This window comes from Fluviispira vulneris, from assembly GCF_014281055.1.
Lineage (GTDB): Bacteria > Bdellovibrionota_B > Oligoflexia > Silvanigrellales > Silvanigrellaceae > Silvanigrella > Silvanigrella vulneris.
This window is the reverse complement of the sequence record NZ_JACRSE010000002.1, coordinates 384,091-404,447: the sequence shown is the minus strand read 5'-3', so window position 1 is coordinate 404,447 and position 20,357 is coordinate 384,091. Positions and strand designations below refer to the sequence as shown.

Sequence of the window (20,357 nt, the reverse complement as noted above, 5' to 3'; positions counted from 1 at the left end):
TTTCACTCACTCGTTATGAGGTTTACTCAATTCTTCTGCTCGCAAATTCTTGCGCAATATCTTACCGATAGGAGACTTTGGCAGATCCATTCTAAATTCGACATATTTTGGAACTTTATAAGCAGTGATATACTTTTTGCAGTGCTCAATAACTTGCTTTTCAGATAAATCTGAATCTTTTTTTACAATAAAAGCTTTTACAGCTTCGCTTGTCCGTTCATTCGGTATCCCAATAACAGCGACCTCACCCACACCTTGTAATTTTGCGATACAATCTTCCACTTCATTTGGATAGACGTTAAAACCGCTCACAAGTATCATATCTTTTTTACGATCAACTATTTTAATATACCCATCTTGATCCATAACAGCAATATCACCAGTCAACATCCAGCCATCTTTCAATACTTTTGAAGTTTCTTCAGGGCGCTGCCAATAACCGAGCATGACCTGTGGACCTTTAACTGCTATTTCTCCTTCTTCGCCGATTGGCACGGATTTACCTTCTTCATTGATTAATAGAACATCTGTTCCTGGCACAGGCACACCAACTGTATCTGATTTAACCACACCATTTATGGGATTAAAGCAAACAACCGGAGAAGTTTCTGTTAATCCATAACCTTCAACAACAGACGTTTTTGTTACTTTTAACCATCGTTCCGAAACTGCTTTATGCAAGGCTGCTCCACCAGCTATAGATGCTTTTAAATGAATAGGTGGATTTTCAGCAAACCATTTTTCATTTAATAGACCATTAAATAGAGTATTAACTCCAGAAATCCAGGTGATATCTGCTTTTTCAAAAGCTTTTTTAATATTTGTAAGCGGTCGTGGATTAGGAATTAAAACACTGATTCCACCCACTTTAAAAAATGTAATTAAGTTAACAGTAAAAGCAAATATATGGTACAGAGGAAGAACAGTCAGTAAAACTTCTTGGCCATTTGTGATTTTTGATTTTCCCATTTCTATTATTTGATACATATTTGCAATAATATTTCTATGAGTGAGCATTGCACCCTTACTGATCCCAGTCGTTCCACCCGTATACTGTAAAGCGCAAATATCATCCAATGTAACAGTTATCCAATAATTAATCACATCAATTTTATTTTCCTTTAATATTTTCTTACCTTTTTTTATAGTTTCTTCAAAAGGGACATAATGAACTTCACAGACTGGAATTTGTTTTCTAACATATTTTAAAACTGATTTAATCAAAACTTTTTTATGTAGTGAGAATAGATCTGCAACACTTACTAATACAACTTTTTCAATTTTTGTATTTGGAATAACTTGTTTGAGTTTATCAGCAAACATATCAATTATAACAAGAACTTTTGCACCACTGTCTAAGAATTGATGTTGCATTTCATGAGCGGTATAAAGAGGATTTGCATTGACGATCGCAAGCCCTGCTTTATAACAACCAAAGACAACAATTGGGTATGCAAGGCAATTTGGCAATTGGATAGCAACTCTGTCACCTGCTTTTAATTTCAATTCTTCTCTTAAATAAACAGCAAAATAATTTGAAAGTGCTTCTGTCTCTGCAAAAGTAATCTTTTTATCCATTCCATTAGGGAGAATCATTTGATAAGCAGTTCTGTCTTTCCAGCGAACAGAATTTTTTGAAACCATTTCTGCTAAATTATTATATTCAAAATTTTCTAATTCACAATTTGTTCCTTGTCCATAATGATTTTGCCAAGGACGATCTACACACTCAAATTTACTACCTGACATCACAGTTCTCCTCTAATGCACTTAACTCGAATTGTAGCTAATCATGAAGAAACGTCAAATTCATACATACGAAATTGTTTCAAACATGTAGCATGTCATAACATCTTTAATGAAGTTAATTATCTTACATGTTATTTTTCAACTTTATCTTTTTGTCAATTATTTTTTGAACAATCTTTAATTTTGAGGACTTTATAAATTGAATGTGGATAAATCTATTGTTGTGTATGTAAATACATTTTAATTTGCAAAATCTAAGAATATTTAATGAACTCAATTTATGCTATTCTTCGATGTGAATGCATTTTTTATTCAAAGTGCACATCCTTCCCTAGAGACACAAAGAATTTGACACAAAAAGTCAAACTTGCAGCTAAAGTTTTTTGAAATGCAGCTAAACTCAAAGCAAACCACTAAAAAAAGGAGAGTGTCATGAGTGTAAATACAGTAAAAGGTTCGGGAGTGATCACAAACCCCAATGCAGTCGCTGCTCCAGAAGCAGCTAAAGCCGAAAAAGCTGCGCCCAAAAATTCTGCACAAGCAAACTACGCTAAGGTAAAAGATGCTCCGAGCATTAAAGATGCAGCAAATGTACAAATTTCACCACGCGCTAAAGAATTGAGCATGGCTAAGAAAATTGTTGAAGAAACTCCAGATGTTCGTGAAGATAAAGTGGCACAGTTCAAAGAACAGATCAATAAAGGTGAATATAAACCTGATTCAGGAAAAATTGCTGATGGGATTTTAAGGGAAGCTATTCGGGATGAATTAGCAAAAGATCCAAGCATAATTTTTGGATAATATCACACATATTAATAAAGTGACATAAATATGGAAGAACTATTATCTTTGATAGCTCAATTTAACGATATATTAAAGAAGCAAATATTAATATTTGGCGAAATTGTACCTATTTTAGATGAGGAAGAATCAGCTATTCGTAAATATGATTTATCTGAATTAGAAAAAATTATAATAATAAAAGATCAACACTCGAGAATTTCTCAATCTCTTGAAGAAAAAAGAGTTATTACTTTAAAAAAAATATGTTACATGATTGCTTTTGACAGTCGAGGTCATAATTTATCCCTGAATCTTTTTGCTCAAGCATTTTCAACGTATACAAAAAATATTCAATCTCTTATCAGTCCAGAAACTTATGAGAAGTTGAAAGATCTTGAAATACAGTTTTTTAAAATAAAAGAAGAATTCGAAAATCAATTTGAAGTTATTTATCCAAGAATATATCGAAATCAAGTCGTTTTAAAAAAATTACAAAGGAATGTTTCACTTTCATTGAGTCTGTTTCAATCCGAGGCTGAAGTTGGAATGAATTATGATTCATTAGGCAAAGCACAATCACTCAAGCATCAAAGTAATAATTTCTCGTCTGTACGTGTGAAAGCATAATATGGTAGCAACACTAAACCACATCCTTAATTTAGGCAGTGAATCTCTGCAAAATTCACGCACAGGAGTTGACGTAACTGGTCATAATATTTCCAATGCACAAACTCCAGGATACAGCAGACAGCTTGTTAACTTAGAAACAAAGTGGCCTATTGAATACGGACTTCATGTTTTTGGTGATGGCGCCCGAATTCAATCGATTCAACGTGCCCATGATAAATTTATTGAGGGACAATTACGCAGAGAAGTGCAAATACAAAGTAAAACAGAAGTCCTCGCTGAGGGATTAAAGAAAATTGAAAGTTTTTTTAATCCAGATTTAACCTCAACCGTTCGCGATCGATTTGTGAGTTTTATGAGTTCAATCCGAGAACTTGCAAATTTCCCAGAAGAACCTTCGGTCAGAATCAATATGATTGAAAATGGAAAATCACTCGCACAAGCATTTAATGCCGCGCATGCAAATATTGTGCAAGTACAAACAGATGCAAATGAAGAATTAAAACAAACTATTTCTGTAGTAAATCAAAAAATTGCCGAAGTTGCCAAGCTCAATGGCCAAATAAGAGAAATGGGCGCTGGTAACTTAACAGATGTAAATGACTTAGAGGATCGCCGGGATAAACTTATAAAAGAAATAGGCAGTATAGTTGATATCAATGCTTATCATGACAAAAATGATCAAATAACTGTCCGTGGCCCCGCTGAGTGTTTGCTTGTTGAAGGAAATTTAGCTTCACGTTTTAAAATTGAAGATGTATATACACCAACTCATATGCCAGCTATTTTAATTTCTGAATTTGAAAAAGAACGCTTCTTTGAAATGACAGATTTTATTTCAAAAGGAAAAATGGGAGCTTTGCTTGATATACGTGATCGTTATGCTCAACGGGTAAGAGACGATCTCAATGAACTTGCAAAAGGATTTGCTGACAATTTTAATGAAGTTCATCGCAAAGGATTTGGCATAAATGATATGCACAATTTAAATGGAAGAGATTTTTTTGCTGGCTTAAATGGCCCAGGAGAACCTGCCCAAGATCTTGAAGTGGACTTAGGCATTGTGTTTAACCCCAATGCAGTTGGAATTGCAATGTCAGCTGACACACCTGGCGACAACGTTGTGGCAAATCAACTTATTAAATTGTTTTATGAACCACTTTTTGATAATAACACAACAACAATAACCGGTATTTACGATAAAATGATCAGTAAAATTGGAATTGCTGCTTTACGTACAAAAGAAGAAGCTACGTCATCACAAATTGTTTATGATCGACTAAAATCGCAGCGAGAAAGTGTCTCTGGTGTTTCCTTAGATGATGAAGCAGCGAATTTATTAAAGTACCAACATTTATTTACAGCCAGTTCACGAGTCATAACGACTGCAGATGAAATGTTTAAGACTGTGCTTGATCTAAAGAGGTAACAGATAATTTTTTGAGGAGGTGTTATGGCACTTCAACCTAGAATTTCAGAAATGTATCGATACGGCGTGACAAATGACAGAATTGGGAATGTAAAAGCTATTGCCGATGATGTAAATGAAACAGCAGCATCGGGAAGAAAATTAAAAAGAATAAGCGATGATCCTGTTGGGACAATTCGCGTTTTGAGAAATAGAAATAGAATTACAAATTTAGATCAATTTAGAAAGACTTTGGATTTTGGAAGAGGATATTTATCAAAAACAGAAGATGCTCTTTCTTCAATATACAATTCGCTTATCCGAGCAAAAGAACTCGCCATCCAACAGTCGAACAGCACATATGATGATCCATCTCGTAAAGCGGTTGCTGCAGAAATAAAGCAAATATTAAATCATGTTATTATTTTAGGTAACACTTCCTATAGCGATAAATATGTATTTGGGGGGTTTCAAACAACACAACCACCAATTTCACCTGATGGGCATTATCTAGGAGACGATGGATTTATTTTTGTGCAAGTAGATGAAGATAGCTTTCGCCCTATTAATGTAAATGGAAGAGATGTTTTTGATGTACCTGCAGAACTTGAAGGGAAACGTCCCCCTTTAGTAAGTATTTTGCAAAATATGTATGAATCTTTGTTCTATTGGGACAGAGATAAACTCCACCAATCTATGGTCGATCTTGATAGCGTTATGAATTCAGTTATAACAACCACAGCCTCTTTAGGAGCTAGAAGAGTTGCTTTAGAAGATGTTGCAGAACGTCTTGATAGAGGAGAGTCACAATTACATAATGATACAAATAATATTGAAGGTGCTGATATGGTGAAATCAGCGCTTGACTTAAAAAGAGTAGAAAGTGCAGTAAACTTTACTTTACAAGCCAGTTCAAAAATGCTTACTCCATCCTTACTTGAATTTTTAAAATAGTTTTACAAAAAATTATTGTTTATTTCTTATTTAAGATATTATACTTTTCTATTCTGAGATAATTACATCTCCATTTTATATGGGCAAAAAAATGAACATAATAATATTATCTGGTAGTCATCGAGAAAAATCGCAGTCTGAAAAAATTTCTAAATATTTAAAGTCTGTTTTTATCAATCAACACAAAGCATCAAATGTTGATATTATTTCGCTAGCAAATAATCCAATACCACTCTTAGACGATCAATATTTAATTGGAAACAATAAAAAATGGAAAGAGATTTGGGAACCTATTTCTAATAAATTAATATCAGCAGATGGAATTGTCATAGTAACACCAGAGTGGCACGGTATGACTCCCTCTGGAGTTAAAAATTTCTTATTGCTTTGCTCTGCTCATGAAATTGGTCACAAAGCAGGTTTGTTAGTCTCCGTTTCTGCAGGAATGGGTGGGAGCTATCCCATAGCAGAACTAAGAATGAATTCTTCTAAAAATTCTAGAATATGCTATATACCTGAACATCTTATTGTTCGTGATTGTCAGAATGTATTAAATCACTCGGAAGCTGAAAATCCAACCGATGCAACTTTAAGAAAAAGAATTGAGCACACAACAAAAATATTTTTAGCATATTCAGCAGCGTTAAAACATGTACGAGAAAGCGGAGTGATTGATTTAAAGAACTTTCCAAATGGAATGTAAAAAAAGAACATTTTTTTGACTAATAGGAATCAATATTCACTCCAAATCATTTCTTTAAATTTATAATATCAATGAATTTATAAATTTATGGATGATAACAATGAATAACAATCAAGAGCAGTTAAAAAAATTATTTAATATTCTTGGAGAGCTTAGACAAGAATTCAACCAACTTGATAAAGAAGCTGAGAATTTGAATGAAATTGCAATGAATGCAGCAGTAACTGCTGCCCAAACTGGAAAATCCATTCGAATTTATACCGAAATTTCAAATCAAATCGCTTACTCATCAAAAAAAATGAAGAATTTTATTGAAAAAAGTAGATTTGAAATTAATTCAATATTTAACTTTACTTTAAAAGTTTTATCCTCAAATTCTCTTGATTGTAAATTATCTGGAGCAATTAGCATCATAAAAAATAAATCAAATTTAAACTATTTACAAAAAAAGTCCAAAGCAATTGAATTAAACTGGAAAAGTGATATTAAAAAAATTTCTAACCATATTTATCCTGCTAAAGCAATTTTAAAATGTATATTACAGATTCAATACAAACTTTTTGGAGCTTATAATAGTTTAATTATTGAATCGATCAACTTAGATGGCAATCAAAAAACAGCAATATCAGCATTATCTGATAATTTAAATAACTCATTTGAAAGCAGTATTTATTGTATAGAAAAATTATTTTTAATTTTAAAGAAAATATGCAGACTCATTAAATCACTTTAGCATGGTGGATTAACAATGCTTAGAACAGTATTACATGATGAAAATAATAGTAAGTGGATCATGTTTGGAAGAGACCCTGATAAAAATAACAACGTAATCGATACTAATGAATATCTTGTGAGTTCAGGAAATGAGTCAATTTTGCTTGATCCAGGCGGAATTGAAATATTCCCTTCTGTTTTAACATCGGTGTCAGAAACAGTTGATATTAAAAATATTAAAGCGTATTTATGCAGTCATCAAGATCCTGATATAATGTCATCCTTACCATTATGGCTAGGAATAACACCAGATGCAAAAATATACCTTTCTTGGTTGTGGTCAGGATTTATATCTCACTTTGGTTGCGAATATTTTAAAAACTTTGAACATTTAGCAGATGAAGGTGCGACTATAGAATTGGGTAGTAATAAATATGAATTTATACCGGCTCACTATTGCCATTCTTCTGGTAACTTTCACTTCTACGATCCGACCGCAAAAATCCTCTTCACAGGTGATATGGGTGCAGCACTTGTGCCGCTCAGTTATCCAATTATAGTAGAGGATTTTAAAGAACATATAAAATATATGGAAAAATTCCATCAACGCTGGATGCCATCTAATAAAGCTAAAAATAAATGGGTGAATCGCGTTCGCAAATTAAATCCAAAAATTCTTTGCCCACAACACGGATCCGTTTTCATGGGTGAAAATGTAAAGAATTTCTTAGATTGGATTGAGGATCTCGAAGTAGGTATAACTAAATAAACGAGGAAAATTATATGAATTATGAATTATTCAAAGCTAAAATGGATAAAATTTCAACAAGCTTCAATGCTTCAGCTAATAATGTAAATGAATTATCTATTTCTCTCGAAAAAATTGAAAAAATTATTTTTATGATCAGAGATATATCAACTAAAACAGATCTTTTATCTTTAAATGCTTCGATTGAAGCTGTTCGTGCAGGGCAAACTGGGAAGGGCTTTGCAGTTGTCGCAGATGAAGTTGCAAGATTAGCAGAAAAGACCCAGGAGTCTATTTCAGATATTGAAAGTGCGGTTGACTCTTTTAAAGATGGATTTGATGAATTGAAGTCATTTTTTAATAATACTAAAGAAATAATTAAAGAAATATCAGAACAATCAAACGTAAGTTAATTTTAAAACACATTCAAACCAAATAAGGATTTGGAATGGATTTTAAAGACGAATTGCTCCAAACATTTATAGAAGAATCTACGGATATAATCGAAAGGATACGGAAAAAACTTGAAAATTTTCAAGAATCATCGAATAAACAAGAAAGGTTTCAAGATATTTTGAGAGCAATTCATACAATTAAAGGAAATTCCGGTACTCTCAATTTTTTTAAAATAAAATCGATTACTCATGAACTTGAAAGCAGTCTTCTTGTTTATAAAGATAAAGAAGACGAAATCCCTAGGAAAATACTCGATGATATTTTCAAATACTCAGACTTCTTAGAGAATGAAATTATAAACAATAATCTTGAAATAAATAATACTTCAGATAACACTTCAAATGAGACATTTCACATTTTCTCCCAAGAAGAAGTACCTCATCCGAAAGTACAAGATAATTTGAATTCTGAAAAAAATATTGATTTTTCTAAAGAGAAAACTGTAAAAGAAAAAATTGAAAATAAAGCTACAAATTCATCAAATGAAATAATAAGAGTCACAGCTGAAAAAGTTCAACAAAATTTTGATATCATATCAGAAATATTTTTAATCAGAAATCAAATGAAATACCTAGTAGATCTGCATTATTTGAAAAAAATAGAGAGTGATTCTTTTTTTCAAAACTGGGATTTTTTAGATAACTCTCTTCGCAAATGCATTGGCGAACTTGAACAAATAGCGTTGTCTATGCGAATGATGCCAATCAAAACACTTTTACGGAGAATGGAAAAAGCTGTTAGAAGTTATTTAGATGAGCATAATGATAAAGAAATCATCGTACAAATCGATGGTGAAGATATAGAAATTGATAAGAAAATACTTGATTCCTTAGCAGAACCTCTTATTCACTTAACAAGAAATGCAATGGATCATGGCATTGAAACAATTGTAGAGCGTAAATCTTTAAATAAGCCACCCAAAGCAATTATAAAGCTATCTGTGCAAATTATTGCAAATGAAGCAATTATAAAAGTCAGCGACGATGGAAGAGGAATTGATGAACAAAAAGTCTTAAATTCTGCAATTAAGAAAGGAATGGATGTTAAAAATATTTCTTCTAAAGATGAAATATTAAATTTAATATTTTTACCAGGATTCAGTACAGCAGAAAAGATCAGCGATATTTCAGGAAGAGGAATAGGACTCGAAGCTGTTAAAAGCTATGTTGAAAGCCTAGGTGGCAATCTCTCAATAAAAACTGAAATTAATAGGGGAACAGATTTTATTTTAAGATTGCCTCTTGGAATGTCTGTTGTACCTGTGATAATAGCCAAAGCAAATGGTTATCAATTTGCTATTTTAAATAATGATGTATTTGAGCTTAAAAATGTTTTACCAAATGAAATCGTGAAAAATGGAAGTGAGTCCTATTATAAACGTGGAAATGATTTTATTAAATGCTTTAATATAGAAGATTATTTATATAGTCACTTAAAAAAAGACAAAGAAATATTCAATTATAAAGAAAAAATTCCTTTATGCATTATAAGCTACGCTGGAAAAATTGCTGCTGTTCAAGTAGGTGAGTTTATCTCGAATGCAGAAATTGTCGTGAAAGAATATCCATCAATTTCTCCTGAACTACCATATATTTCTGGTGTTTCTATCTTGGCTACAGGGGAGTCTACCTTTGTTATTTCACTCACTAAATTATGCGATAGAATCACAAAAAAGTCTTTTGGCAAAAATTTAGGCCAATGGTGTCAAAATGAATAATATAAATAAACTATTTTCAAATCAAAATACATCATTGACAAGTTTGAAAATACAGAATGAAGTGTCAACAATAGAGTATTGCACACTCGTAAAAATAAGTATTAATAATATGCATTACGCTCTAGATATAAAGCATGTACATGAGATAGTCGATGCTATCGAAATTGCCCCTTATCCAGAGAAAATAAAAAATCATTTAGGAATTATAAATATTAGAGGAAAAATACTACCAGTAATAGAAATTGAAGAATGTAAAAAGAAAAAGAAAAAAGACAAAGAAAAGATAGTTGCTATAGCATTTTCAAATAACAACTTATTTACTTTAAAATGCGATAAAGTTCAAAAGCATCTATATGAAAAAAACGCTTTAATTCCAGGGCAAATAATCAATTTAAATAATGTACCAACATATTTTTTAGACGAAGAGGAATTCAACAATTTAATGAGATCGTTAATATGAATGAAAAAAATATCAACGAAGATAAAAATATAATAATATTACCATTTTCAATCATTAATGAAAATTATGAGATTAATTTTTGCTTAAATGTTCAAAAAATTTACTCAGTAATAGAACTCGACAAATTTACTCAAATTCCAGCTGATATCAAGCCATTTAAATTTATTGTTGATTTGAATTCTATACCTGTTCCTGTATTGGAAATACTGCATTTACAAAATTCAAGTGATATTAAAAATTATTCTAATGAGACGCCAAAAATAAAAAAAATAAGAAAATCGAAAAAAAGAATAATAATATGCAATATATTAAATATATATGTAGGAATTATAGTAGATCAAACTAAAAAAATACAGATGCAAAAAAATGAAAATATCTTACCTCCACCTCAAATTTGGGAACAAAACAAAGATCTTTTTGTCAGCGGACTTATTAAGGAGAAAGAATGCTATCGATATATTTTCGATATAGAGAAATACATTATATCATTCGGCTTTAGCCCTGGAGAAGTAGAAAAAGAAAAAGTCACCGATTATAATTTCTCAGATAAAAGAGCACTTATTGTAGAAGATTCTTCTGTTTATCAGCTCCTATTAAAAAGACTTATGGAGAAATATGAAATAGAAACGGATTTAGCAAAAAATGGGAAAGATGGTTTAGATTTATTAATTAAAAATCAAGATAAATATGATTTGATTATTTCTGACATTGAAATGCCTTATATGAATGGAATCGATATGATTCGAGAGTATAAGAAGCTTAATAAAACACAATCAGCTCCAGTGATATTTCATACAACAATTTCAAATGAAAATCTTGGAAGAGATTTGCAGAACGAAAAACTCGGAATTTTTCTAGAAAAATTTGAAGAAAAAAATCTTATGGAAGCAATTATTAATATTTTTATCAATAAAAAATAAGCCTATTTTCTGATTTTAAAAAAAGTTTTTTTAATGTTTGGAGGATTTTATAATATGATAAATACTGTCATTTTTAATGACTTTGCTATAGATTTCTTCAAAGAAAATGACATAGCCGCACTAGAAGCTTCCTTCGGAATAGATGCAAACACTAAGATAAAAGCTTATTCATTGCATACACTTATTAAGCAAAATATCCAATCTATTATCAATGAATTCTATGATTTTAACATAAATAATGAAAAATCTAGAAAGTATTTTATTGACCAAGGTGAAATTGAGCACCTGATGAAAATAAATCAAGATTATTTTCCATATATTTTTTCAGGTCCATTTGATAGAGAATATTATACAAAGAAACTGAAAATTGGATATTTACATTATATAAGATTGATACCAAAAGATATTTATATGGCCTCAATCGGTAATTTAAATACAATTTTAAATCGATTATGGGCCAATCACTTTAAAGATCCTATTCAATTGTATGAATATCAGACTATAACAAATAACTTATTATTTGCTGAAATATATTTTACTTTAAATACTTATTATACTTTTTCAGAATTAAATTATCAAAATGAAAAAGCAAAAGTGAATGAAATTCTAGATAATATACAAGATGCATATTTCATTATCAACAAAAACTTAGTTATCAGTGATATTGTTTCCAAGTCCTGCTACTTTATTTTTGATCAAAATATTGCCTCTAAAAAAATAGAAAATATTTGCAAACAAATTCAAATGAATAAATCAGAAATATTCATACTAAGTATTAAACAATTTTTTGATAATATTTTGGAAATAAATACAGTATTACAAACTCTCCCAAAAGTAGTTGAGATTTTTGGCAAGAAAAGCATTAAACTTTCCTATTCATCAATTTTTGATAAAGACAAAAACCCAGATAAAATAATTGTTTGCGCATCGGATATCTCAGAGCATATAAAAGAACAAAAAAGAATGGAGGAAGATTATCAGAGAAAAAATTGCCTCATTTATATACTTGAAAATAAAAGTGAATTTAATCGAATTTTAAATGATATATCTAATAAAAATTCAATTTTACTGGATTGTGAAAACTCTGACCAAGGTAAACTCATATTACATGAATATAAAAATTGGTTATCTAAATTTCATTTAACCCATATTTCAACTTTAATTAATAATCTTGAATTGGAAATAATTGAAAAAGAAAAGTTTACTAATCCATGTTTAAAAGAATTTTTTTCTTTAGCTAGCTTTATAATTTCAAATGAATTGATTAAATTTCTAGATGAAAATTTTGAAATAATTGGAATTCGTAAAAAAAACGACTAATCCTAACTAAATAAAATACATAAAAAATACTTGATAAAAATTCATTTTAGCTGTACTTTACAAAAAATTTATTTGGAGATTATATGAGTAAGTATTATATATTTTATATTTTGTCTTTAATATTTATTTGTCCATTAAAATCTTATTCTTACGAATCAAATTATTCTGAGGAATTTGTAAAAGACAATAAAAGCAGTATACGAATAGATCTTTTATTTGGGGCTGGTTATATGATGTGGGTTTGTAAAGACTCAGGAAAATCTTGCTCATCTTCATTAACAATTACAAATGGCACAGTTGTTGAAGTTGAAAAAAATGATATTTTTTATATTGGGGTCCATTCCCTACCACAGATTTGTGATTTTTATAAAGTTATAAAAGGCCATAGTTTGGCTGTTATTTCTTATTGGGGAACAGTTTTTAAACCACATTTTACCATTTATGGCGATGAAGTTATTCAATTTTTAAATCGAGAAACAACTTATAATCTTGTGTCTGGATGCCCTAAATTTCTGAGGAAATATAATGAAAAATAAAAATATAAAATTAACTTCATCCCGTAGAAAATTTTTATTAAATATTACCAAAGCAGCCGCTATAGGGACAGGTCTAAATTCAATCCCGTTTTTAAAAATAAATTTTGCAAATGCCATATCATTACCTAATTTTCCGCAAAATATAAATGTGTATCTTGAGAAATTTGAAAATTGGTCTGGCGAGTTAAAAGCAAAAGCTTTATGGACATGTGCGCCAAAGAATAATGAAGAAGTTGTTACGGTTATTAATTGGGCGAAAAAAAATAATTATAAAGTGCGTCCTAAAGGAAAACAGCACAATTGGTCTCCTCTTACCATCGCAAACAATACTGAACTCACAAATAATGTTATTTTAGTTGACACAAAACTTTTTCTTAACAATGTAACAATTAACAAATCCCAATATCCATTCCAAGTCACAGCCCAAACTGGAATTACGATGGAAACTCTGACTACTAAACTAGAAGAATTTGATCTCGGATTGACCTGTTTACCTGCTCCAGGCGAACTCACTTTAGGGGGAGTCTTAGCAATAAATGGCCACGGTAGCGCTGTGTCACCTATTGATGAAGACAGTCATTCTTCTTTTAACAACTTTGGCTCACTCAGTAATCAGATTGATTCCTTAACAGCAATTGTTTGGGACAATGAAAGCTCGCAATATATTTTAAAAAAAATTCATAGATCTCACCCTCAATGCCAAGCTTTTCTTGTGCATCTTGGTAGAGCATTTATTACAGAAGTCACATTGCGAGTTGAAAAAAATCAGAGAATTCGTTGCCAAAGTATAATAGGAATTCCGGCTGCTGAAATTTTTGGTGATCCAATCACTTCAAAATTTAATTTTTCACATTTCATAAATAAATCTGGTCGAGCGGAAATCATTTGGTATCCATTTACAGATAAACCTTGGATAAAAGTATGGAGCATTACATCTGAGGAAAAACCTAAATATTCTCGCGAAACAAATGCACCATATAACTATCCATTTTCAGATAATATCAATGAAAAAATGTCTAATATGATACAATCAATAATTTCTGGTTACACTAAAATTACTCCTCAATTTGGAAAATTAATGTATTATATAACCTCAGGTGGTTTAGAATATTCGAATAGCTTTGATTTATGGGGTTGGTCTAAAAACTTACTTTTATATATCAAGCCTTCTACACTAAAAGTCACCGCAAATGGTTATGTTGTCATTACAAAAAGAGAAAATATTCAAAAAGTTTTAAATGAACTATATAAACAGTATAATTATCTTATTGAAAAATACAGATCTCAAAGCAAATATCCCATCAATGGTCCATTAGAAATTAGAGTAACAGGCTTAGACAAAGCCTGTTACTCTGAAGATACTTCACCAATTTTATCTGCCATTAATAGAGTCGATTCCCACCCTGAATGGGATGTAGGTATTTGGATAAACGTTTTAACGATTCCTGGCACACCTTTTGCAAATCATTTCTATACAGAGTTAGAAGAATGGATATATAAGAATTATTGCGAGCCTTATGCCACAGTGCGTGTTGAATGGTCAAAGGGTTGGGCTTACAATCAAAGTTCTGCTTGGGGAAATAAGAATATGATCCGCAATATAATATCTTCATCATTTAAAAACGGAGGGGTTGAAAATTCGGATTGGGAACGCGCCGCATCTATTTTACACGCATGCGATCCTTATAGAATTTTCTCCTCACCTCTTATCGATGCTTTAAATATATAATCATTTATACTACGACATGCCGAACATGATCCCCTAAAAGAGAGCTAAAAAAATCTTCAACACTATTTCCATCAAAAGCAACGAGAGCTGCTTTTTTACCAATTTCAATCGAGCCATATGTACTTTCCAATCCTAAGGCAAATGCTGCATTTATTGTTACGCCAGCTATAACTTCAGATAACGAAAATCCGCATTGTGATAAAGCCAAATAACTTGAGAACCAGATATTGTTCATTGGAGAACTGCCTGGATTAAAATCTGAGCCTATTGCAACTTTGATCCCCGACGCTCTAAAACGTTTTGCATCAACATATGGAATTTTACTAAAGAAACTTGTCGTTGGCAAAGCAACAGCCCCAACGCCGAGTAATGCAAGTCGACCTAAATCCGACTCGGTTGAATACTGGCAGTGATCGACAGTCAGTACACGTCCTCTTTGTCTTCTTTTACTTGCTGTTTGTTCTAATCTTCTTGCAAGCTCTGCAGCTAATTCTGCCCCCCCACTGCGTGAGAACTCATCCGAATGAATGTGAACATCAAGTCCATGCTGTAAAGCTGCTCCTAACCAACGCTCGGATTGTTCCTTGGTAAAGTAATTTCTTTCAAGAAAAATATCTGCTGCTAAAGGAAAAGATATTCCTTTTTTCACGGCTTCTTCACCAAGGGCGGCAATATTAGGTAAGTCTTCAACGAGAGCTTGAATATAATTATCTAATCCTCTGTATTCCGGACTTGCCGCATGCGGTCCCAAATAGGTAGGACACAAGAGCGGTAATTCGCTTGCATCATTGCCAGAATGAGCTTCATAAAGTGCTTCAAGCATTTTTCTTTCTTGCACAGGATTTAAACCATATCCTGTTTTGGCTTCTAATATAACTATTCCACGCGCAAGAGAATCCTTTGCATTCGATTTGTAAAGTTCAGAGAGTTCTTGTGTTGTTACTTTACGAGTGGCTTTCATTGTTGCAACTATGCCACCACCTTTTGCAGAAATTTCTTCATAAGTCATACCCTGAGATTTCAGCACTGTTTCATTTGCCCGACTACCTGCAAAAATAGGATGACTATGACAATCGATCATACCAGGAATAAGAACATATTTAGAAGCATCTACTATTTCAATTTCTCCTAAGTTTTCACTTTTATTTAAAAGATCTTCACCAATATCAGAAATAAATCCATCATTAATTAATACATCGCAATTCTTTAAAACGGACAATCCTTTTTGGGACAGACTGTCATTTTCTAAACAATCCCAATCTTTTAACGTAACAACGCATGGAGAGTTTTTAAAAAGAATTTTTTTATGCTTTTTTGTAGACCAAATTTTTGCTGCCATAATTCACCTCAGCCCTTAAGGGCGCGTGGATAATAATGAGGAGAGTTTTCTTCAACTTTACCAGACATTTGCTCTTGAGCAATGCTTTGTGCAGTTTCATAACCCGCATCTGCATGGCGAAAAATACCCATAGCAGGATCAAAAGTTAAGACACGTTTTAAACGTTCAGATGCCTCATCACTTCCATCTGCTACGATAACCATTCCGGCGTGTAGAGAATAGCCCATACCAACCCCTCCTCCGTGATGAAAACTCACCCAAGAAGCTCCGCTGGCAATATTCCCAAATGCATTTAACAGAGCCCAATCCGCTACAGCATCACTTCCGTCTTGCATCCCCTCCGTTTCACGATAAGGTGAAGCCACACTGCCGCAGTCAAGATGATCTCTACCAATCACAACGGGACAACTTATTTCTCCATTTTTTACCATCTGATTCAAGAGTAACCCTGCTTTTAATCTATCACCATACCCAAGCCACAAAATTCTGGCAGGCAATCCTTGAACAGAAATTCTTTCAGAAGCAACCTTGAGCCAGCGCTGGATATCTTCATAATCTGAAAATAAATTTAACAGAGCAGCATCTGCTTTTTTAAGATCATTTTTATCCCCACTCAGCATAGCGAAACGAAATGGTCCTTTGCCTTTACAAAAGAGAGGGCGAATGTATTCCGGTACAAAACCTTTGATTTGAAAAGCATTTTGAATCCCAGCTTTTTCTGCCATCGCTCTAATATTATTTCCATAATCAAAGGTAGGGACTCCTCTCCTCTTTAATTCCAACAAACAATTTACATGTTTCCCAATACTTGCAAGTACATCTTTTTCAACGAGCTTGGGGTTTGTTTTTCTTAATTTTTCGACCGTTTCAAGAGAGTATCCTTGAGGCACATAGCCATAAATTGGATCATGGGCTGAGGTTTGATCTGTTACAAGACTCGGTTTAAAATCTTTTCTTTCAAGTAGTTTAGGCAAAATATCGACTACATTGCCAATAATAGCTATGCTTTTAGCTAAACCCTTTTCCAAATGATTGTTGAGCGAAGCCATAGCAGAATCAATGTCATCATATATTTCATCAAGATACCTGGATTTTAAACGCATTTCTGCTCGTTTTCTATCCACTTCAACCCCTAGAAAACAAGCACCTGTTAATACAGCTGCTAAAGGCTGTGCCCCTCCCATGCCGCCAAGGCCTGCTGAAAAAATAAATTTTCCTTTGCTTTTACCTTGATAATGCTGATGAAACGCTTCGTTAAACGTCTCATAAGTTCCTTGAACTATTCCTTGAGAGCCAATATATATCCAGCTTCCAGCGGTCATCTGTCCATACATCATGAGACCTTTTTTCTCGAGCTCATCAAAGTGGTCCCAATTAGCCCAATTTCCAACCAAATTGCTATTTGCAATCATGACTCTTGGTGCATTTTGCCAAGTTTTTATGCGAGCAACAGGGCTGCCACTCTGTATCAATAAGCTTTCATCATCTTCTAATTCTTGCAGTGCTTTTGTGATGTTATGAAAATCAGACAGCGAGCGAGCCGCTTTGCCACGCCCCCCATAGACCACAAGTTCTTCAGGATTTTCTGCGACTTCTTTATCTAAATTGTTGAGAAGCATGCGTAAGGCTGCTTCTTGCAACCATCCTTTTGTATTCAGCTCAGCCCCTCTTGGAGCTGGCTTGCCTGGAACGAAAGTTTTTGTTGTTAATAAACCTACATTATGGATAGACATAAATATCCTCGCTTTTTTTAAAGAGGAGAAAGGAAAAAAATGATTTGGACGGGTCCAACAGCTTCTTATGATTCATCAACACAATACTTCATTCCAGAGCATCTGAAAAATGATTTTGGAAAAATTGATGCTGCATTACGTGGCTTTATTACTGAGCCTCGATTGGCAAAAATGGAAAAAGTAGCTGGAAAAAGAAGCAGAAAAGTATTAACAGTTTTTGAAAATACCCATCATGCTCACAATATAAGTGCTATATTAAGAACAATCGATGCGTTTGGCTTCCTTGATCTTTTCTTCCTTTATTCCAATCAAGAAATGAGATTTCGTACTGCAGATACGATTGATAGAGGTGCAAGTCAGTGGCTCATGCCTAAAAGACTTGTGTCCATTGAAAAATGTGCACATATTTTGCAGCAAAATGGTTATAAAATCGTCCTTGTTTCCTTACCGGATTTTTCTAGAACAGCGAAACATTATAGCGAGAAAATCCCTTCATTTTCAAGCAATCAGTTTGCTAGCACCGCTTTTAAAGATTTCATAGGAGATAAAAAAATCGCTCTCATTTTTGGCAGCGAATTGCATGGAGTTTCACCAGAATGGCAAGATTATGCAGATGCCTATATCTCAGTTGAAATGTATGGCTTCATGGAATCTCTTAACGTTTCAGTTTGTGCTGGAATTATTTTGCAATCTTTGCGTGAATTTTTTGAAAAAAGTTCCGATAACCACCTTTTATCCGATTTAGAGAAGAAATTGGTGATTGAACATTGGATAGCAAAAACATGCTCGAATGCTTATGAGTATATTGCAAACCGCAAACCTGAGCTGTTACCTTGGTTTGAATTTGTCCGCACTGGCAATTTTTTTCAACCCACGATCTCGCTAAATGATCTTAGCCTCAAACCCGATAAGCTTTAAGTTTAATTACTCTTAGAATTTAATAAGAAGGTTTTCTGAATGGATGAAGCTAAGCTCAATATACTTGTAGTTGAAGATGATGAGTATATTAGTAAAGTTATAAACAAAGAATTCAGTGCACTTAATTATGAAACACATATTCTATCTACTTTAGCAGATGCTCGCAATTATATTACTGATAAAGCAGAATTAATTGACCTTTTTTTATTGGATTTAAAATTACCTGATGGAGATGGATTCAGTTTACTTAACTTTATCAAAGAAAAAAACCAAGAAGCACCTATTATTATTATGACAGGTCATCTTAGTAACAAAATTGTCAATCGAGCCATTCGGCACGGCTGTTACAATTTTTTAGAAAAGCCTTTTTCAGTTCAAAAAGATATATTACCAATTGTAAGAAGATCTTTATCATCTGTTCTCCTAAAAAAAGAAAACCATTATCTCAGTGAACAAATGTTACACACTTCTAAACTCACAGCCTTAGGAGAATTATCTGCGACTGTTGTGCATGATATCAGAGGTCCTCTTGGAATAATACAACTCACATGTGAAGATCTAAAAGATGATTTCTCCCAGAAGAATTCTATAACTAAAGATGAGCTTGACGAACATATAAATCAAATAAATAAAGCTTGTGGTAAAATAAAAAAACTTGTTGATCATCTAAGAAACTATTCTAGAAATGATCATTCAGAAAAAGAAGAATATATTGAAATTAATTCATTAATTGAAAATAGTTTATTTATGGTAAAACAAAAAATAAGAAATTTAGGAATAAATGTTATTAATGATCTCGAAAATCATCCCAATAAAATCATTATTAAGTGCTTTCCAAATAAATTTGAACAAGTATTAATGAATTTAATGAGCAATGCTTGTGACGCAATGAAAGATCAAGCAAAAAAAGATCTCTCTATTAAAGTATTTATTAATCAAGGTTATTTATATATATCGATCAGTGATACAGGAACTGGGATTCCAGAAGATATTAAAATAAAAATTTTCGATAGCTTCTTCACAACAAAACCTAAAGGCGAAGGAACAGGTTTAGGTTTAAGTATTGTAAAAAATATAGTAGTGGAACATGGGGGCGAATTGCTACTGGAAACTGAACTTGGAGTTGGCTCCATTTTTACAATAAAGATTCCCACATCAAAAATACTCAGAGGAGAAAATGATGATAAAGATCCTTCTCCTTCTAAAGCAGCTTGAGATTAAAAAATGAATTTAAATAGTTATATATTTGCAGACGAAGAACATATTAAAAGAGAAAAAGCCAAGGTCAAAGCTGCTAAGAAAAGCCGCTGGTGGCAACAAAAATGTGCTTCAGGTATATGCGCATATTGTGGAAAAAAATTTCCTTTCAAAGAATTGACTATGGATCACGTTGTTCCTTTAGCACGTGGCGGCACAACAACTCCTGGAAATGTTGTGCCCGCTTGTCGAGATTGTAACAAAAACAAAGGAGTTGACACTCCAGTTGACCTCATCTTTAAAAAATTATGATAGAATAAGAAAAATACTCTATTTTTGCGGGTTA

General features: G+C 32.5%; 20 protein-coding genes. 17 read left to right on the top strand and 3 right to left on the bottom strand.

Translation table 11 applies throughout. The annotated features are described in order from the left end of the window. Positions 1-6: 6 nt before the first annotated feature. A complete protein-coding gene (locus tag H7355_RS05595; RefSeq protein WP_186645735.1) occupies positions 7-1,749 on the bottom strand; it encodes an AMP-binding protein in 1,743 nt (580 codons plus the stop codon). 432 nt (positions 1,750-2,181) lie between these two features. On the opposite strand from H7355_RS05595, the gene flgM reads away from it, so the two are divergent. From flgM to H7355_RS05525, 14 genes are all read left to right on the top strand, one after another. Continuing rightward, the gene (gene flgM / locus H7355_RS05590; RefSeq protein ID WP_186645734.1) at positions 2,182-2,550 is read left to right on the top strand and encodes a flagellar biosynthesis anti-sigma factor FlgM; all 369 of its coding nucleotides are present in this window, start codon (positions 2,182-2,184) and stop codon (positions 2,548-2,550) included. A 30-nt stretch (positions 2,551-2,580) separates the two neighbouring features. Continuing rightward, a complete protein-coding gene (locus tag H7355_RS05585) occupies positions 2,581-3,159 on the top strand; it encodes a hypothetical protein (protein ID WP_186645733.1) in 579 nt (192 codons plus the stop codon). Between the two features lies 1 nt (position 3,160). Next, positions 3,161-4,588, top strand: a complete 1,428-nt coding sequence (flgK, locus tag H7355_RS05580; protein ID WP_186645732.1) for a flagellar hook-associated protein FlgK — start codon at positions 3,161-3,163, stop codon at positions 4,586-4,588. A gap of 24 nt (positions 4,589-4,612) precedes the next feature. Continuing rightward, positions 4,613-5,521 (top strand): flagellar hook-associated protein FlgL, encoded by a 909-nt coding sequence (gene flgL, locus H7355_RS05575; RefSeq protein ID WP_186645731.1) that lies wholly within the window; start codon positions 4,613-4,615, stop codon positions 5,519-5,521. A 91-nt stretch (positions 5,522-5,612) separates the two neighbouring features. After that, entirely contained in the window at positions 5,613-6,224 is a 612-nt protein-coding gene (locus tag H7355_RS05570; protein ID WP_186645730.1) for an NADPH-dependent FMN reductase, read from the top strand. 100 nt (positions 6,225-6,324) lie between these two features. Beyond that, entirely contained in the window at positions 6,325-6,957 is a 633-nt protein-coding gene (locus H7355_RS05565; RefSeq protein ID WP_186645729.1) for a hypothetical protein, read from the top strand. Between the two features lie 15 nt (positions 6,958-6,972). Further along, entirely contained in the window at positions 6,973-7,707 is a 735-nt protein-coding gene (locus H7355_RS05560) for an MBL fold metallo-hydrolase (RefSeq protein ID WP_186645728.1), read from the top strand. Positions 7,708-7,721: 14 nt separating this feature from the next. Continuing rightward, complete coding sequence (locus H7355_RS05555) at positions 7,722-8,099, top strand: methyl-accepting chemotaxis protein (protein WP_186645727.1); 378 nt, start codon at positions 7,722-7,724, stop codon at positions 8,097-8,099. Positions 8,100-8,134: 35 nt separating this feature from the next. Then, positions 8,135-9,859: a chemotaxis protein CheA gene (locus H7355_RS05550; protein WP_186645726.1), complete on the top strand. Its 1,725-nt coding sequence runs from the start codon at positions 8,135-8,137 to the stop codon at positions 9,857-9,859. Beyond that, positions 9,852-10,319, top strand: coding sequence for a chemotaxis protein CheW (locus H7355_RS05545; protein ID WP_186645725.1), 468 nt, complete (start codon positions 9,852-9,854; stop codon positions 10,317-10,319). Before H7355_RS05550 ends, H7355_RS05545 begins: the two co-directional genes overlap by 8 nt. Next, positions 10,316-11,239, top strand: coding sequence for a response regulator (locus H7355_RS05540; protein ID WP_186645724.1), 924 nt, complete (start codon positions 10,316-10,318; stop codon positions 11,237-11,239). The genes H7355_RS05545 and H7355_RS05540 overlap by 4 nt, the downstream gene beginning before the upstream one ends. A 54-nt stretch (positions 11,240-11,293) precedes the next feature. Beyond that, complete coding sequence (locus H7355_RS05535; RefSeq protein ID WP_186645723.1) at positions 11,294-12,559, top strand: protoglobin domain-containing protein; 1,266 nt, start codon at positions 11,294-11,296, stop codon at positions 12,557-12,559. Between the two features lie 83 nt (positions 12,560-12,642). Next, on the top strand, positions 12,643-13,095 hold the full coding sequence (locus H7355_RS05530) for a hypothetical protein (RefSeq protein WP_186645722.1): 453 nt from the start codon (positions 12,643-12,645) through the stop codon (positions 13,093-13,095). Further along, positions 13,085-14,824, top strand: coding sequence for a cholesterol oxidase substrate-binding domain-containing protein (locus H7355_RS05525; RefSeq protein WP_186645721.1), 1,740 nt, complete (start codon positions 13,085-13,087; stop codon positions 14,822-14,824). Before H7355_RS05530 ends, H7355_RS05525 begins: the two co-directional genes overlap by 11 nt. Positions 14,825-14,828: 4 nt before the next feature. Here H7355_RS05525 and H7355_RS05520 read toward each other — a convergent pair whose 3' ends face one another. Both H7355_RS05520 and hutU read right to left on the bottom strand, forming a co-directional pair. Beyond that, positions 14,829-16,163, bottom strand: a complete 1,335-nt coding sequence (locus H7355_RS05520; RefSeq protein ID WP_186645720.1) for an amidohydrolase family protein — start codon at positions 16,161-16,163, stop codon at positions 14,829-14,831. Positions 16,164-16,171: 8 nt separating this feature from the next. Next, entirely contained in the window at positions 16,172-17,896 is a 1,725-nt protein-coding gene (hutU, locus tag H7355_RS05515) for a urocanate hydratase (protein WP_186645719.1), read from the bottom strand. A 39-nt stretch (positions 17,897-17,935) separates the two neighbouring features. On the opposite strand from hutU, the gene H7355_RS05510 reads away from it, so the two are divergent. From H7355_RS05510 to H7355_RS05500, 3 genes are read left to right on the top strand one after another with little or no spacing between them, the layout of a single operon-like run. Then, positions 17,936-18,814: a TrmH family RNA methyltransferase gene (locus tag H7355_RS05510; protein WP_186645718.1), complete on the top strand. Its 879-nt coding sequence runs from the start codon at positions 17,936-17,938 to the stop codon at positions 18,812-18,814. Positions 18,815-18,853: 39 nt separating this feature from the next. After that, complete coding sequence (locus tag H7355_RS05505) at positions 18,854-20,029, top strand: hybrid sensor histidine kinase/response regulator (protein ID WP_186645717.1); 1,176 nt, start codon at positions 18,854-18,856, stop codon at positions 20,027-20,029. Positions 20,030-20,038: 9 nt separating this feature from the next. Next, positions 20,039-20,323: an HNH endonuclease gene (locus tag H7355_RS05500; RefSeq protein ID WP_186645716.1), complete on the top strand. Its 285-nt coding sequence runs from the start codon at positions 20,039-20,041 to the stop codon at positions 20,321-20,323. Positions 20,324-20,357: the final 34 nt, after the last annotated feature.